Origin of the sequence: Hyphomicrobium sp. MC1 (genome assembly GCF_000253295.1) — a bacterium.
Taxonomy (GTDB): Bacteria; Pseudomonadota; Alphaproteobacteria; order Rhizobiales; family Hyphomicrobiaceae; genus Hyphomicrobium_B.
In genome coordinates this window covers 3,201,543-3,217,073 of sequence record NC_015717.1, presented here as the reverse complement: position 1 = coordinate 3,217,073, position 15,531 = coordinate 3,201,543, and the positions used below count along the sequence as shown (strand labels likewise).

Here is a 15,531-nt window from a genome sequence, read left to right as displayed (position 1 = left end):
TCGAACGCATCTCGTGATCAAAAAAAGGCGTACCGTGCGCACGGCTCAGGCCGTTGCCATCGAAGCTCTATCGGGACGAAGCGCGATCGGTTGGCGCTTAGCGGACATCGTTTGTGCGACGATGCCGGCGCAGCTCAAGGATTGGCGTGAATAGATTTGAAGACAATCGCTCGCCGCTGCAGTTCGCGGTCCGTTCCTAAGCGACATCGCACGCGTTTTCCGGTGGACCTCAGGAGCCGCAACAGCCCCTTGCTGTCGACGGCTCACGTGCTGCGATGAATTTCTCGCAGGCTACGATGAGATGGTAGGAAACCCGATTAGGATCGTTGTCGTCCATCCCATAAAAATTGAAAAGGCTGCCAAGGTTGGTGACCACGGCCTCGCGGGCAGGGGCCGTTGGCCACGACGCCGAGTGAGCTTGCATCCAATTTGCCAATGTCGCCTGCTCTTCTTTCTCTGCCTTGAGCTCGATATCCTTTAAGCTGCGTCGTAAAGTTTCCCATTCTTGCGGATTGCTGCAATTCGCGATCAAGCCCTTGGTAGCTCGGCGCACACCGCGCAGGCCGCAAATAACATTGGCGTACCAGTCGGCCGTGCATCGGCTCGCGTCGTCCAAATGGCTCTGCGGTATATTTCTTCCTTTCACTCCAGCGAAGGCCGCCATCAGGATCAGATTGACGTCGAGGCGATAGCTGTCTTGCAAAGTGAGACATTCTTCCGCGACGCCGGTGGCTGCGTAGACGTCCAGAGAAAAGTTCCAAAGGTCTATCGCGGGACCCCCGTCGACGGGATCTGTTGTCAACTGGGCCGTGCTCCTGACCAGCGTTTTACGATCCCGGCATCTAACCCAAAGAGATCTAGAAGCCTTCCGATGGTGTGATCGATGAGATCGTCGACCGTGGCGGGTCGATTGTAAAAGGCGGGCGCGAGCGGCGAGATAATCGCGCCCATTTCTGAAAGAGAAGTCATGGTGCGCAAGTGACCGGTATGCAACGGCGTCTCGCGTACGGCGAGAACCAGTCGACGTCTCTCCTTCAGCACGACATCGGCTGCACGACTGAGCAACGAGGATGTTACGCCGGTCGCGATTTCGCTCATGCTCTTGATAGAGCAGGGGATAACAAACATCCCATCAGCCAGAAAAGAACCAGACGAGATCGGCGCGGCGAGATCGGCGTTGGCATAGGTGGTCGTTGCATTGGCGCGAAGCTGATTGATGTCGACGCCTTCAATCGAGGCGGTGACGATCGCGCTTTTTGTGATCACGAGGTGCGTTTCGACATCGAGATCTCTCAAAACTTCAATCAGTCGCGCGCCATAGACAACACCCGAAGCACCCGAGATTCCGACGATCAATCGGCGTTTGCCGCTCATGCGTAGTCCTTAGCTGTTCTTCGCATATTCTTATCATGTCTATGCGGATTGACTTGGGGCACACCTTATACATAGAAAAACATACTAGCCGGTATCTAATTATCAGAGCATTTACACACTTTGCTGTTTTCGGGGGAATTTGAATGCGGCTTGTCGCGCACCTCACCATTTGTGCTTCGCTCGCGTTGGGGCTAATGGGGCTCTCGTCGACGTCTGAGGCGCAATCGCCGATCATCATGAAGCTTGGCACCGCCACTATCAATGACGGTCAGCACGAGTACTACAAACGTCTTGCTAAAGAGGTCGAAGAGAAGTCAGGCGGACGCATCAAAGTCGAAATTTATCCTGCCAGTCAGCTCGGATCGATTCCCCGTCAAATCGAATCGACCCAGATCGGCGCCATCCAGGGCTTCATTGCGCCGAGCGAATTCTTCGAAGGCGTCGACAAGCGGTTTCAAATTCTCGGCGCCGCCGGGCTATTCAAAGATTGGGATCAAACCGAACGCGTGCTGCACGATAAGGAATTCCGCAAGCTCTTCTTCTCCTTTGGGGCGGAGAAGGGTTTGGAAGTCGGCGGAATATTTGTCAGTGGTCCCACGGGGTTCAACACCCGGCAGCCCCTCGCCAGCATCTCCGATCTCAGCGGCAAGAAGATCCGCATCATGTCATCACCAATTCAGATCGAGAGCGTGAAGAAACTCGGAGCGTCGCCAATACCCATTTCTCTTGGTGAAGTTCTCCCTTCCCTTCAGCAGGGAACGATCGACGGGGTCTATATCGTGCTTTCTGTCATAAATCAGCTTCGCTTTTATGATGTCGCGCCAGTCATGACCGAGACGGCATTCACGTACTCAACGAGCGTCTTCGTCCTAAGCCGAACATGGCTCGACCAGCTCCCTCCAGACCTGCGCGCCGTCGTTGAGAAGAGCGCTGACGACATTTCGGCATCGCTCGCCCCATGGCTCAAGAATTTTTACGCCGCGCAGCAGCAAGCGTGGATCAAGAACGGCGGCAAGCTCGAGCAACTGAGCAAGGATGACGATGATAAGGCCAGAGCCTCTCTCGCGACCCTGTCGGACACCTTGCTTTCTAGCGATCAAACGACGGCCGAGGCGTACAAGAGCCTCAAGGCTGCGCAAGCTAGGGTCGAGTGAAGCTTGCGGCTGCCTGTGCTTCGGCCCACGCGCGGCCTCAGTAACTGGCTCAGACGAGTAGGATTGAAATGACGATATCAGCAGAAAAGTTAGGAGTTCGACTGGAGTGGGCATGCCAATGTGTGGCTGCGCTCGCTCTGGCGCTCATTGTTGGGCTCAACGTCGCGAATATCATCGGCCGCTTCGTATTTCTAGCACCTATCATGTGGGCAGAGGAGGTCATGATGTATCTCCTGACGCTATCGGTGTTTGCGGGGCTGTCCGCTATGACGCTCAGCGATCGCCAGATCAAGATGGAGCTCGTTATCGGCCGCTTGCCGCCTTTGGGGCAGAAAGTTACGAACTCGATTGCGCTTTTCTGCCTGATCGGTGTCTCACTTTATATCACCTTCTGGACAGCACCCTTGATCGAGCGCTTTTATCGTTATGGACAGCTGAGCGATGCTGCGCAAATATCCATCGCAATTTCACAAGCGATCGTTCCTGCAGGCTTTTTGACTGCTGCCGTCGCGGCTCTGATCAGATTGAGGCTCATCTGGTCGTCCTCATCGGCCGTTTGTGACGTGCGCGAAGTCCGAGCGTCTGCAGCGCAGCAACCCAACCCAACCTGACAACGATCCAATGTCGGCGCTCCTATTTATCGGCCTGCCTGCAGCCCTGATCGCTTTGGGCTTTCCGATCTTTCTTGCCATTCTCGCCGCGTCGCTGCTGATTATGCATGTGGACGGCATCGTGCCTGAAGCAATTCAACCGATTATTTTCGGAAGCCTGCAAAGCTTTCCGCTATTGGCAGTACCCTTGTTCATTGTTGCCGGCGATATCATGGGGCAGGGCGGCATTGCCCGGCGAATCGTGGACTGGGTTCTCGCTCTCCTCGGTGGTGTCAGGGGATCATTGCCGCTTGCAACGGTCGCCTCGTCGGAGATGTTCGGCACAATTTCGGGATCGTCGCTTGGGTGCATGGTTGCGGTCGGCCGGCTGCTCTATCCAAGCATGCGCGAGAATGGATACAGCGAGCGGTTCTCCGTCGGCATCATAACGAGCGCCGGCGCTATTGCGATCGTCGTGCCTCCTTCGATCGCGATGATCCTCTACAGTTTGACGGCGCAACAATCGCTTACCAAACTCTTTGCAGCTGGCATACTGCCGGGCATCCTGATCGGCACCTTGCTTTCCGTCTACATTGTCTGGAAGACCAGAGCCGAACGCTTGCCTCTCACAGCTCGCGCGCGTTGGGAGAACGTGTGGGCGAAGACGCGTGAAGCGGCATGGTCACTCGGCATGATCCTGGTGATTTTCGGCGGCATCTATGGCGGCATCTTCACCCCGACGGAAGCCGCCGGCGTCGCGGTCGTCTACGCGATATTCGTCACGCACGTCGTGCATCGCGAAATGCCGCTCGTGAAACTTTGGGAAATTTTTCAGCGTTCGGCAACCTTGACCGGTAGCATTCTAATCATTGTGGCAGCGGCTAACGTGTACTCCTGGCTACTCACGGCAAGCGGGTTGCCCGCGGCTTTCGCAGCATCAATTCAGCAAATGCATCTTGGCTACGCGGGCACGATGCTCATCATCAATGTTGTTCTTCTCCTGGTCGGGAGCGTCCTTGAGCCGCCGGCAGCCATTCTCATTCTGGTGCCGGTCCTGCTTCCACTCGTCACGACGTTCCACGTCGATCCCATTCACTTTGGCATCGTCGCGGTCGTGAACTTGAGTATCGGAATGTTTCTGCCGCCTTTCGGTCTCAACATCTTTGCCGCCAAGGCGCTCTTCGGTGTGTCGTTCGAACAAATCTATCGCGGCGTTCTTCCATTTGTCGCCATCAACGTTTTTGCACTGATCCTGATCGTCTGTTTTCCGCTGATCTCCCTTACGATTCCGCGGCTCACAAATTGAAACGATAGCTACATACGGATAACGATGAGCAAAATTCGGGAAGAGAACAGACTGGCAGCGAGCGATAGGGAGCGCCTGCAAAGCCTTGGCGATACCATCCGTTGGCTCAAAAATTCGGGATATCTGCTGGAAACCGACGTCGAAGTCGATCCCGATCTCGAAATCGTCGGGATACAGAAAACTCTGGATGGCGGCGTGCCAACTCTCTTCAACACCGTCAAGGGAAAGCCTAACCACGCCGTCATCACTAACCTCTTTAGCGACATTTCGGTCGTCAATCAGATGTTCGGTTGGAGCGACGACACCGACCGCACGCATAAACTCGCCAAGGCGATCTCAAAGCCGATCAAACCCGAACTCGTGCCGTCCGAACTGGCGCCCAGTCAAAGATTTGTCGTTGAGAATCCGGCTGAGATTTTGGGTTACCTCGTTCCGATCCGCCACACCGAGCTTGAGACGGAACTCACCATCGGATCCGGGATAAGGGTTGTCTCAGGTGAGGTTTTCGGCGGCGGCACCGACGTCGGTTACAATAGGATCAACTTTCGTTGGGGCAACGTCGGCACCTTTCAAATCGCGCCGGGGTCACACGTGTGGCAGGTTCTGACTGAGGCTTCCCGCAAGCGCGAGCGCATCCCGATTACCTTTTGCTTTGGCGTGCCGGTCGCCTGCACGGTCATGGCCGGGGCGTCCTTTGGTTATGTCATCCTTCCCCATGGCTGCGACGAGCTGGGCGTCGCCGGCGCCATTCAGGGATTTCCGGTGCGCACTGTCAAAGCGAAGACCGTCGACGCCTTGGCGCTAGCTGACGCAGAACTCGTTCTCGAAGGCTATATCGATCCGCGAGATTCGCGTTACGAAACGGCAGAGGCCGAAGCCGATAAGACGCAGGGTAAGCACCATTTTCACCCTGAATGGGCTGGATACATGGGGAAGGCGTATAAGGCTCCGACGTTCCACGTCACGGCGGTTACGTCGAAAGGGCCAACACAAAAATCCCTCGTCCATATTCTGGGCGTTCATACGCTCGACGACAATAACCTCATGACCATGGTGCGCGAAGCATCGATGTTCGAGCTTTGTAACCGTCTGCAACCTGGCATCGTCCAGGACGTTCACATCCCCTATGCGATGACCGACTGGGGTGGCGTCATCATCCAGGTGAAGAAGCGCAGCCGTCTCGAAGAGGGATGGCAGCGCAATTTCCTGGCGGCTTTGCTGTCGACATCTCAGGGGATGCGTCTCGCCATTGCCGTCAGTGAAGACGTTAACATCTACAGCATGGACGAGATCATGTGGTGTCTCACGACGCGCGTCAATCCACGCACCGACATTCTCAATCCAATACCCGGAGGCCGCGGACAAACCTTCATGCCCGCGGAGCGAATGACGGCGGGAGATAAAGAATGGACCGCAAGCAACACCAATTTCGAGGGCGGTATGGGGATCGATGCGACGATCCCCTATGGATATGAGAAGGACTTCATGCGGCCACGTTATCCCATCGATCGCGTGACGCTGTCTCGGTTCTTTGAAAGCGACGACATCGCGCGCGCAACCGCGAGGCGTTCGGGTTGGACGGACCTCTTGTCGAAATCGGGACGGTGAGCAGCCATGAGTGCCTTCTATTCCATTCCGGAACTCGATTTCCCGATTTCCTTTGCGACGATCAATCACTTGCTGGCGGACCATGCCTCTCGATGGCCCGATAAGCGCGCACTTGTCGATCTCGATCAGGGTTCGAACCTGACTTATGCGGATCTTGCGTCGCTCGTCGATTCGACAGCCAGAAATGTCCTAACGCTTGGCATCGGCGCTGGTGACAAGGTCGTTCTGCTGGCCGACGAGACTTTAGAAAAGGTTGTCCTGTGGCTCGCCATATGGCGCGTGGGCGCCGTCATTTGTCCGCTCAATATCGAGATGAACGAACGGCATCTTGTCGAGCTTTGCGAGACCTGCGCGCCGCGCGCCATCCTTATGCAGAAAAGCCTGTCGACCGTCACCAGCCTCCCGGAACTGGCGCGGCAGGCAGTGCTTTATGATCGCTGGACGAAAGAAGCTCCGTCCTTTCTCGATGTAGAGAACCATGCGGTCATGCGGGACGCGGTGCTTCCGGACGAGCCATACGGTCTCAGCGATCTTTCGACGATCTTCTGCACATCGGGGACCACCGAGAAGCCCAAGCTTGTCGTCGCCGATCATTTTGCTCATTGGGCCGGCGGCCTTTCGATGATCGATGCTTTGGGGCTCACGCCGGACGACCGCACGCTCGAGTATCGCTCGTTTGGGTGGGCCTCAGTACAGATGCTGAGCCTGATGCCGTTCTTACAGCTGGGGCTCACGCTTCACTTCGCGTCGAAGTTTTCAAGAAGCCGGTTCTTTGCCTGGATCGAGCACAATAGAATTACGTTTGCAGTCGGGGTGCCAACCGTCATCGCGATCCTGCTTGAGGGTGAAGCCAAACATAACGCCTCCCGGATGCGCAGCTTGCGGCTGATGACCTGCAGCACCGCGCCTCTCTCGGCAGCGCAGTGGCAGGCATTCGAAGATACCTATGAGCTGCAACTCATTCAAATGTACGGGATGTCGGAGGCAAACTGGATCTGCGCCAATCGGCCAGACGCTTTCCGCTACGGCACAGTTGGCCGCCCTGTTCTCTACCAAAAAGTCGATATCGTGGACCCGCTCGGCGCGTCCCTTGGGCATGAGACCGAAGGAGAAATTTCGGTCAGCGGCCCCCATGTGGCTGTAGGTTACCTTATCGGAAACGACGTCATCGAGCCCATCCGCGGAACGCCTCTCAAGACCGGCGATCTCGGTATCATTGATGCCGATGGCTTCGTTCATATTACAGGTCGCTCTAAAGACCTCATCATTCGTGGCGGGATGAATATTGCGCCGTCCGAGATCGATAGCGTTCTCTCGGGTTATGCCGGCGTAAGGGAAGCGGCGGCGGTGGGCGTTCCAGATCGAATCTATGGCGAGGAGGTCGTTTGTTTCGTCGTCGAAGCACCTGGAGCCACGGTCGATGCCGCTGATCTCACGGACCACTGTCGGCGATATCTTCCTCCCGCAAAGGTCCCGAAAAACGTTTTCTTCGTTGATGAGTTGCCGCGCAACGATCGCGGCAAGGTCTTACGGAGCAAGCTTCGCGAGACGTGGACTACGCTTTCCGCCGAGGAAACATATCCGACAGCAACGTTCAGGCGACGGCTCGGTCGGCCGTGAGATGGGCGATGAAGCGCGAGGTCTCGTCAAGAACGTTCGCCCGAGCTTCGACATGAGGAGCATGTCCGCAGCCGGCAAGCATTTGAACCGCACAGACGCCAGAAACCGATTTCGCAATGGTGTGTACTTGATAGGCCGTGCCAAAGGCGTCACGATCTCCCTGGATGACGAGGAGCGGCTGATTGATGCTTTGCAGCAGAGGCACGATCGTCCAGGACCTGGCATTCTCGAGATTAAGCCATGTTCCCGCGAAGCCCCAGAATGCACAGTCGGTGTTGGTCCCGTGATGGCGCTCCAGACGCGCCTTGAGGGGCCCTTTTCGAAATTCATCGGCGAGCTTTGCAATGCCGCTGACAGTGATTGGTTCGATGACGACGTGGGGCGCTTCGATCACCGCGCCTTTGACATATTTAGCAGCGGGACCGGCGCAAGCGACAAGTGCGATCGTTGCGCCATCGCTGTGGCCAAACAGGATTACGTCGCGGAGACCAAAATGTTCGAGGACGGACGGAAGAAATTCAAGTCCCTCCTTTTGCATGTAATCAACAGGTCGAGGCAACGAAACCGCTTGCGATCGACCATATCCGGCACGGCTATAAACGAGAATTCCGCATCCCGTTTGCTCAGCGAGCTCTTTTGGAAAATCTTTCCACAACGCCGCGCTGCCCAAACCTTCGTGAAGAAACACAATCGTGGGGAACCCTGGATGGTGTGGCGGCTCCAATCGATACTCTACTTTCGCCCCGTCGATATCCGCAATTTCAAAACTCATGTACGGCTCGTTCCTCCATCATTGAACTCACTCAGCCGTCATGATACTGGCTGGAATGTTTTTAGCAACTTGCCCGGATATTGAATGAAAGCAGTTCTTTCCAAGCGCGAAGCGAAGCGGGAAATGACCCGCGAGGCCATTCTCGATGCCGCCGAAAAACTATTTCTTTCGCACGGCTTTCTTGGCGCGCGCGTCGACGACATATCGGCAATGACGCCCTATACCAAGGGCGCGATCTATTTTTACTTCAAAGACAAAGAAGACGTGCTGTTGGCCGTCATGACACGCGTGCGTACCGTCGTTCTCGAACCCTTGCTCGGCGCGTTGACTCTCGACGGAGCTGGTCCATCAGAAGCCCTCGACCGCTATCTTCTATGCAAGGCTCATATCGCCGCCGAGGAACCCGGCAAGCTCCTAATGACGATCCTGCTGTCGATTGAGCTCAACGGCACCAACACCCGCTCGGCTCGTTATGTCAGCGGCGGCTATGTCTTGCTCCTTAAAGGTCTCGAGGCGGTTATCCGTAGAGGACAGATCTCGGGGCTTTTCCGCACCGACCTACGCGCCAAAGAGCTCGCAAGTCTCGTTTTGGCTCTCGAAGACGGCGCAATGCTCGAACAGATTCGTCAAAAGCGAAAAATCGACGGTGCCGAACTCTTTCGAACGCTGCGTGCCGTTCTCTGGGCGGGTCTAGAGAACGGACGAAAGCCAAATTCGTCGGTCGTGAAGCTCGGCGTCACGCGTGGCAGTGGCCGGCGCGCCAAATAGAGGAATAAAATCGATGCTCGATCTTGTGCCAGGCTCCGAAGAAGATGGACATTCCGAACGCAGCGAGTTGGCGCTGCAGGTGCGTCTGCGCGCCGGCGAAATCGTCGAGCACTTGGACTTCATGACGCCGCGATACCGAGACGTTCTCCTCCAGACGATCATGATTGCAGCCGACCTCGAAATTATGACCTTGCCAGCTTACTACGGCGCATTGGTCAATGCCCCGTCCTTCAACGATAGAATTGCGGTGGCGTCAGCCATCCAGGACGAAATGGGACATGCCCAAGTGATGTACAGTCTGCTTGAGGACTTCGGCGTTGACACGCACGACTATCTCTTTATCCGCGATCCTCAGAAGTTCCGCTCGTTCCAATTGATCGAGCAAGATATCGACGACTACATCAAATGCGTCACGATGATGATGCTGGGTGATCGAGCGGGTCGCGTAACGACCATGGACCTCGAAGAGCACTGCTCCTATGGGCCTTATGCGCGCTCGCTCAGGAAAGTCAATTTCGAGGAACGATTCCACGTCCTCCACGGCGAACATTGGGTCAAGCACTTCTGGAATCATTCCGCCGAAACGCGCAAACGGGTCCAAGACGCCGTCGATGCCTACTTTCCGATGGCGGCAGCGTGGTTTGGCGTTCCCGACCATATGAAGAAGAGAACCGATCAAATTCTCTATAGAATCCGCGGTCTCAGCAATGACGAGCTTCGGCAGAAGTGGCTGGCTGAGGTGGTTCCTTTCTGCACATCCGTTGGGATCAAGGTTCCTGCGCATTTCGACACCGACAAATCCTCCTACGTCTTGGATTATCAAGAGCCGATCCTGTTCGACTACGAGACGGGAAAATGGGATTTCACGCAGGTCACTTGGGATGAGAAGTTCCGGCAGTGGAAAAAAGGCGGCCCGATCAAGCAGCCGGGCCTCCAAAGACTCCAGAACGAGTCTTGGGGAGATGCGCTGTGGTAACAGCTTCAGACGTCATCTTCGCGCTTCAAGGCGTCAATGATCCCCATGTGCCGATCAGCATAGAGCGAATGGGGATGCTCCATGCCGTCGACGTGGACCAAGACGGTCAAGTCACGATCCACCTTAGCATGCCGTGCCTCAGTTGTCCTGGCGTTGCGGTTCTGGAATCTGCGATCCGGGAAAAGGTGTCCAAGCTATCGGGTGTATCCAAGGTCGCAATAGATTTTGGTTGGGCCCGGCCCTGGAGCATCGACCTCTTAGCAAGCGATGCGCGAGCGACGTTGAAAGAGCATGGAATTCTCTACTAAGGAGTCCGGGACTATGCCGAAAAAGGCGTGTGCGGCTGAAGAAGGCTATGAAGTCTTCGCACGACGCAATTCATCGGAAACCCTTCATCACCTCGGGCGGGTGCTCGCCGGCAGCGATGATCTCGCCCGTGCGCGCGCTTGGTATGTCTTCGACGAACATCCGTGGAAAGAGATGTGGGTAGTGAGGAGCAACGCGATTGTTGAGGTGCTCGCCGTTGGGCGAGGCGCTAACGCCGAAAGGATACTATGAACGCCATCATCGAAGAAAGCACGACGGCCGATCCTAATTACATCTCCGATCTGCTCGCCGTTGGGGATTCCAAACATGCTCTCTCCGCATGGTGCTTCACGACGGTCTTCAATGGCCGATCGGTGGCCGATTTCGCGACGCTGCTCGCCCTCGGCGGCACGTCCCTCGGCCACGCCCGAGTGCTCTTTCAATATCTCGTCAACTACGGCTTCGACTATGATCATCTGGAGCGCGGGAGACGTGCAGAGGACATCCATGCGATGGCCGTCCTCGATAGACCGCCTCAATCGTGGCCGGATCTCCTTGCTGCCATCTTTGCGGCAGAAGCGGCGATCAAGGCGCTCACGACTGGATTCTTAGATGGAAGCGACCGTCAGGGCGGACTTCTTCTGAAAAAGATCCACCAGGAGCAATATTTTCATCAGCTCTACGTCAAAGGTTGGGCCGAAGCGTTTGAGGCCGAGGAACAGGCTGAATTCGTTAGCTGCCTCGGCGCGCGCGCCGCGCTCGCCAACGAGTGGATAGGCCCCGCTGAGCAAGACGACAGCACGCACGTCTCCGGACTTCGCAAAACATCCAACAAGGAGGTGCATGCGCTCTTCAATAAGGAACTCAATGGGATCTATCAGCTCCTCGAGGTGGCGATAGAATTGCCAAAGCGCAAAATATCAGATGCGTGGGACCGACGGCGCAGACGTGCCGGTGCCATTCCCGATGGTCTCTTCCAACATATGCGCGTTGGCGAACAATGACGAAAAGCGGCCCGCCCCAAAAAGCGCCCGATTTGATTGCCGCGCTCGCTCGAGGCATCGCCTGCGTCAACTGTAATAGCGACGACGTTCGCGTCGTCTCGCTATATGGTGCGCATCCGTCGGAAATGTTGATGAAGTGCAACGTCTGCCGAACTCATTTCGGGTGGTTCAAATTTCGAGCGCCAGCCGTCCGCGAGGAAATTCACCGATAATGGAGGTAAATTCGATTTCAGAAATTTACGCAAAATATCAAGACATCACGATCGAAAAGAACGACCGCCTTCTATCCCTGACATTGAATCGGCCCGCGAAGCTCAATGCCACCGATGCGCGGATGCATCGCGAATTATCGCAGATCTTTACCGATGCCGGCTCGGACAGCACGATCGACGTCATCGTTCTGACTGGTGCGGGACGCGCATTTTGCGCCGGCGGCGACGTTCAATGGATGGAAGACCTAATCACCTATCCCGAGCGATGGTATCAGACGGTAACGGAAGCAAAGCGGATCGTCTTCAGCCTTCTCGATTGCGAAAAGCCGATCATTGCCAAGCTCAACGGCAGTGCAGTCGGTCTTGGTGCGACCATCGCTTTATTTTGCGATGTCGTTTTTGCATCGGAGAAGGCAAAGATCGGCGATCCGCACGTATCGGTCGGCTTCGTCGCTGGCGATGGCGGATCGGCGATATGGCCGCAACTTGTCGGCTATGCGCGCGCCAAGGAATTTTTGATGACGGGAAACCTGCTCAGCGCCGAGCGGGCCGAGCGCATCGGCCTCATCAATTATTGCGTTCCGCACGAAGAGCTGGACGACAGTGTCGACGCGTTCGCGCAGCAGTTGTTGCGGGGGGCGACGAAGGCGATACAATCGACCAAGATGGCCGTTAATGCGACCCTGAGGCAAATCGTTTCCGCCAACATAGAAGCCTCGCTTGCGCTTGAGGGCTTATCGAACTTTAGCGACGAGCATAAAGAAGGTGTCCGCGCCTTTATTGAGAAAAGAAATCCCGATTTCCGAGGCCAGCTTATAGGCAGTCGTTGACCGTTGCTGTGCGGACATCTTTCCAACAACCACTAAGCATCGCTTCGATCAACAACCTCCAAGGCCGGCAGGCGCCTGATGTCCAGTAAGGGTCACTAAGAGGTTTGGCTCAAGTGTCCGCGATGTGTGCTCCTAAACCGATTGCCGATATCAAACAATCGCTCTGAGCTGTCGGCCAACTTTTCTAGCCAGATGTCTGCAATTTGCATCCTTGCGGAAATCGGAGCCGCATTTCTTCCCGTCAATCGGAAGCAACGTTGCGCAATACCTACAAGGCCGCTGGTGGGGCGAGTCATAGCGAACCGGAGCATGCACTCAAGTCCGCCCGATCGATGCTGACTGCCATGCACCCTCGGCACAAGTGGTGGAAAAAGCTACCGTGAAAGTGCAGATAGCCGTCGATTCGCATCGACTGATATCCTTTGCTCGCCTATGAGCATTGTGGGGTATTGGTCGCTGAGGTTTGGGGGATGGCTGACGTCGACATCTACGAAAAGCCGCGTTGGCTTAGAGATCTCCAGCGTTTCCTTCCGCTGAAGAGCCAGTTTGTCCTGACAGGTAACATTCGGGATCTTCAGACGACCGAAACCACTCCGGGCGCTATCGCTGCAGTACCGCTGCTGACCCTTGTCGCAACGGAACTCACCGCCGCGGGTTATCGACGTGTAGTCACATACGAGCCTACGACGGGATTCGGGCTGGCCGAGCCTTTATTGGGATCGCCCGCTGGTAGCGAAACTCTTCTGACCCAACTCGGCTTAACGCCTGCCGATGGTGCAGCCCCCGGGGGCCTCGATTTACTCTCGGCAACACTCGAAAAGATTGTCTCTTTTCCCGATGGACCAATCGCGCTCATCGTCGATTTTGCATCGCGATTAATTGTACGGAATGAATTCCTCCAGCCGCATGAACATCAGCTGTTCCTGCGAGCACAAGTGCTGTGCCATACAGCTCGACCCAAGCCAATTGGCGCACAGCGAACACCATTCTTCAATTCTATCCTTTGGATCGTCGACAAGGAGGGCGATCTTCCAGATTGGTTCCTACTTAATAACGCGCGCCTTCGGCACATACCGATCCCAAAGCCCGACCATCGAGTGCGAAAATCCCTCGGTCAGACACTCGTGAAAACAATGTCGGGAGGGGCCGGAGCTACTTCGGATGCAATTCGGTCAGCTGCAGATGCGTTCGTGGATATGACGGACGGATTGCTGCTGACGGATCTCAATGCAATTGCGCAATTGGGACGCGGCGAGGGGGTCACGTTCGACCGTATCGGTGATGCCGTGCGACGTTACAAAGTGGGAGTGACTGAAGACCCTTGGCGCAAGATCGATAGACGCAAGATCGAGTCGGCTCCTGATTTTATTCGCGAGCGGGTCAAGGGCCAGGACCACGCCATCACGCATGTGCTGGACATTATTAAGCGTGCGGTTACGGGAGTTGGGGCTCCACGCCGAGGAGGACGTCCACGGGGTGTCGTTTTCTTGGCCGGTCCCACTGGCGTGGGAAAAACTGAACTCGCCAAAACGATAACCTCTCTGCTCTTCGGTGATGAGAGTGCGTATATTCGTTTTGACATGTCTGAATTTGGCGCAGAGCATTCGGATCAAAGATTGATAGGCGCCCCACCCGGCTATGTCGGCTATGACGTTGGCGGAGAATTAACGAACGCCATTCGCGAGCGACCATTTTGCGTGGTGCTGTTCGATGAAATCGAGAAAGCGCATCCCCGCATTCTCGATAAATTCCTGCAAGTGCTCGACGACGGCGTACTCACATCCGGGCGAGGTGATCGAGTCTATTTTTCAGAGGCGTTTATCGTCTTCACTTCTAATCTCGGAATCTACCGCGACGACCCATCCGGCGGACGCACCTTAAATGTCTCGCCGAGCGAACCATTCGATGAAGTTAGGGCTGGCGTCAGGAGAGAGATTGATCGTCATTTTAAGATCACATTAAACCGGCCAGAAATCCTCAATCGGATTGGAGAAAACATTATAGTCTTCGACTTTATCCGCCCGGAGGTTGCGATTCAGATTTTTGATTCGATGGTAGTTTCCACCTTGGCCGATCTTGCGCAAAGCGGCATCCAGATCTCGATGAGTGATATCGCACGTCAGAAGCTCGCCGCGTTATGCCTTGAAGATCTATCCAACGGCGGCCGTGGCATCCGAAATCAGGTCGAACGCCATCTTGTGAATCCGCTTGCACGTTCACTGTTCGATTTTGGGGACGGGCGGGACGGTCGGCTCACAATTGCCGATTTGGAAAAAGGGCCAGTGACTTCGCTGCGACTGTCGAGATCATCATGAGTGACATACCTATCGCTGTCGGTCTTTCACGGCTCCATTTTCCGGTCACGGCCCTCGGTCCTGGAAAGCGGATTGGCATCTGGTTCCAGGGATGCTCAATTCGGTGTTCGGGCTGTATTTCCGCGGACACTTGGACATTCGCGAAGGCAACCGTGGCCATTGACGAAGTTCTTGCATCAATCAAACCTTGGTTGTCGCAGGCAGATGGCATTACGATCTCCGGAGGTGAGCCGTTCGATCAGGTCGCGGCGCTTGAGGCTTTGCTCCGCCTTCTGAGACTAGAATGCTCCGCGGACATTTTGGTTTTCTCAGGCTATTCTTTTGAAGCAATTGGCCCGCATTTGGAGCGGCTGTCGGGCCTTATCGATGCAATCGTGACCGATCCTTTCGTACGGTCAACGGCGCAAACGCGCCGTCTGCGCGGTAGTGACAATCAACGTCTATTTCCTTTAACGCAGCTCGGCCGACGCCGCTTTGCCAATTACGATGGCCCGCGAGGCGAACAAGACCGCAGACTAGACATAGCCTTCGAAGAGGGTGGTGCCGTGTGGTTCGCTGGCATTCCCGACCGCGGCGATCTCGCGCGTCTTCGTGAGTTGCTCGAAGCCGATGGCCACCGGGTCGCAACATCGGAGGATAAAAGTTGTCGCTAAGTCGGATGCGATGGTGCCCGAGTTGCGAAACCGAGCGCGGCCT

General features: G+C 55.7%; 16 protein-coding genes. 13 read left to right on the top strand and 3 right to left on the bottom strand.

Annotated elements, in window-relative coordinates; genetic code table 11:
- Positions 1–229 precede the first annotated feature (229 nt).
- A complete protein-coding gene (locus tag HYPMC_RS15580) occupies positions 230–802 on the bottom strand; it encodes a TIGR02444 family protein (protein WP_013948976.1) in 573 nt (190 codons plus the stop codon).
- A complete protein-coding gene (locus HYPMC_RS15575; protein WP_013948975.1) occupies positions 799–1,374 on the bottom strand; it encodes a UbiX family flavin prenyltransferase in 576 nt (191 codons plus the stop codon). The genes HYPMC_RS15580 and HYPMC_RS15575 overlap by 4 nt, the downstream gene beginning before the upstream one ends.
- A 143-nt stretch (positions 1,375–1,517) precedes the next feature.
- On the opposite strand from HYPMC_RS15575, the gene HYPMC_RS15570 reads away from it, so the two are divergent.
- From HYPMC_RS15570 to HYPMC_RS15550, 5 genes are all read left to right on the top strand, one after another.
- Positions 1,518–2,528, top strand: a complete 1,011-nt coding sequence (locus HYPMC_RS15570) for a TRAP transporter substrate-binding protein (protein ID WP_013948974.1) — start codon at positions 1,518–1,520, stop codon at positions 2,526–2,528.
- Between the two features lie 122 nt (positions 2,529–2,650).
- Positions 2,651–3,139, top strand: a complete 489-nt coding sequence (locus tag HYPMC_RS15565; protein ID WP_041300251.1) for a TRAP transporter small permease — start codon at positions 2,651–2,653, stop codon at positions 3,137–3,139.
- Positions 3,140–3,149: 10 nt separating this feature from the next.
- Positions 3,150–4,424 (top strand): TRAP transporter large permease, encoded by a 1,275-nt coding sequence (locus HYPMC_RS15560; RefSeq protein WP_041300248.1) that lies wholly within the window; start codon positions 3,150–3,152, stop codon positions 4,422–4,424.
- A 24-nt stretch (positions 4,425–4,448) separates the two neighbouring features.
- A complete protein-coding gene (locus HYPMC_RS15555) occupies positions 4,449–6,032 on the top strand; it encodes a UbiD family decarboxylase (RefSeq protein ID WP_013948971.1) in 1,584 nt (527 codons plus the stop codon).
- A 6-nt stretch (positions 6,033–6,038) separates the two neighbouring features.
- On the top strand, positions 6,039–7,652 hold the full coding sequence (locus tag HYPMC_RS15550; RefSeq protein WP_013948970.1) for a class I adenylate-forming enzyme family protein: 1,614 nt from the start codon (positions 6,039–6,041) through the stop codon (positions 7,650–7,652).
- On the opposite strand, the gene HYPMC_RS15545 is transcribed toward HYPMC_RS15550, so the two are convergent.
- Entirely contained in the window at positions 7,627–8,424 is a 798-nt protein-coding gene (locus tag HYPMC_RS15545; protein WP_013948969.1) for an alpha/beta fold hydrolase, read from the bottom strand. The two genes, HYPMC_RS15550 and HYPMC_RS15545, sit on opposite strands and share 26 nt — an antisense overlap.
- Before the next feature lie 84 nt (positions 8,425–8,508).
- Here HYPMC_RS15545 and HYPMC_RS23345 point away from each other — a divergent pair, with 84 nt between their 5' ends.
- From HYPMC_RS23345 to HYPMC_RS15500, 8 genes are all read left to right on the top strand, one after another.
- On the top strand, positions 8,509–9,192 hold the full coding sequence (locus HYPMC_RS23345; protein WP_013948968.1) for a TetR/AcrR family transcriptional regulator: 684 nt from the start codon (positions 8,509–8,511) through the stop codon (positions 9,190–9,192).
- A gap of 13 nt (positions 9,193–9,205) precedes the next feature.
- Positions 9,206–10,168: a Phenylacetic acid catabolic protein gene (locus HYPMC_RS15535; protein ID WP_013948967.1), complete on the top strand. Its 963-nt coding sequence runs from the start codon at positions 9,206–9,208 to the stop codon at positions 10,166–10,168.
- Entirely contained in the window at positions 10,162–10,476 is a 315-nt protein-coding gene (locus HYPMC_RS15530; RefSeq protein WP_013948966.1) for a metal-sulfur cluster assembly factor, read from the top strand. The genes HYPMC_RS15535 and HYPMC_RS15530 overlap by 7 nt, the downstream gene beginning before the upstream one ends.
- Before the next feature lie 13 nt (positions 10,477–10,489).
- Positions 10,490–10,726 carry a hypothetical protein gene (locus tag HYPMC_RS15525; RefSeq protein WP_013948965.1) on the top strand — a complete coding sequence of 79 codons (237 nt, stop codon included), beginning with the start codon at positions 10,490–10,492 and terminating at the stop codon, positions 10,724–10,726.
- Positions 10,723–11,478 carry a Phenylacetic acid catabolic protein gene (locus tag HYPMC_RS15520; RefSeq protein WP_013948964.1) on the top strand — a complete coding sequence of 252 codons (756 nt, stop codon included), beginning with the start codon at positions 10,723–10,725 and terminating at the stop codon, positions 11,476–11,478. Before HYPMC_RS15525 ends, HYPMC_RS15520 begins: the two co-directional genes overlap by 4 nt.
- 211 nt (positions 11,479–11,689) lie before the next feature.
- Positions 11,690–12,520, top strand: a complete 831-nt coding sequence (locus HYPMC_RS15510; protein WP_013948963.1) for an enoyl-CoA hydratase/isomerase family protein — start codon at positions 11,690–11,692, stop codon at positions 12,518–12,520.
- A 470-nt stretch (positions 12,521–12,990) separates the two neighbouring features.
- Positions 12,991–14,835, top strand: coding sequence for an AAA family ATPase (locus HYPMC_RS15505; RefSeq protein WP_013948961.1), 1,845 nt, complete (start codon positions 12,991–12,993; stop codon positions 14,833–14,835).
- Complete coding sequence (locus HYPMC_RS15500) at positions 14,832–15,488, top strand: 4Fe-4S cluster-binding domain-containing protein (protein WP_013948960.1); 657 nt, start codon at positions 14,832–14,834, stop codon at positions 15,486–15,488. The genes HYPMC_RS15505 and HYPMC_RS15500 overlap by 4 nt, the downstream gene beginning before the upstream one ends.
- The last annotated feature ends 43 nt before the right edge of the window (positions 15,489–15,531 follow it).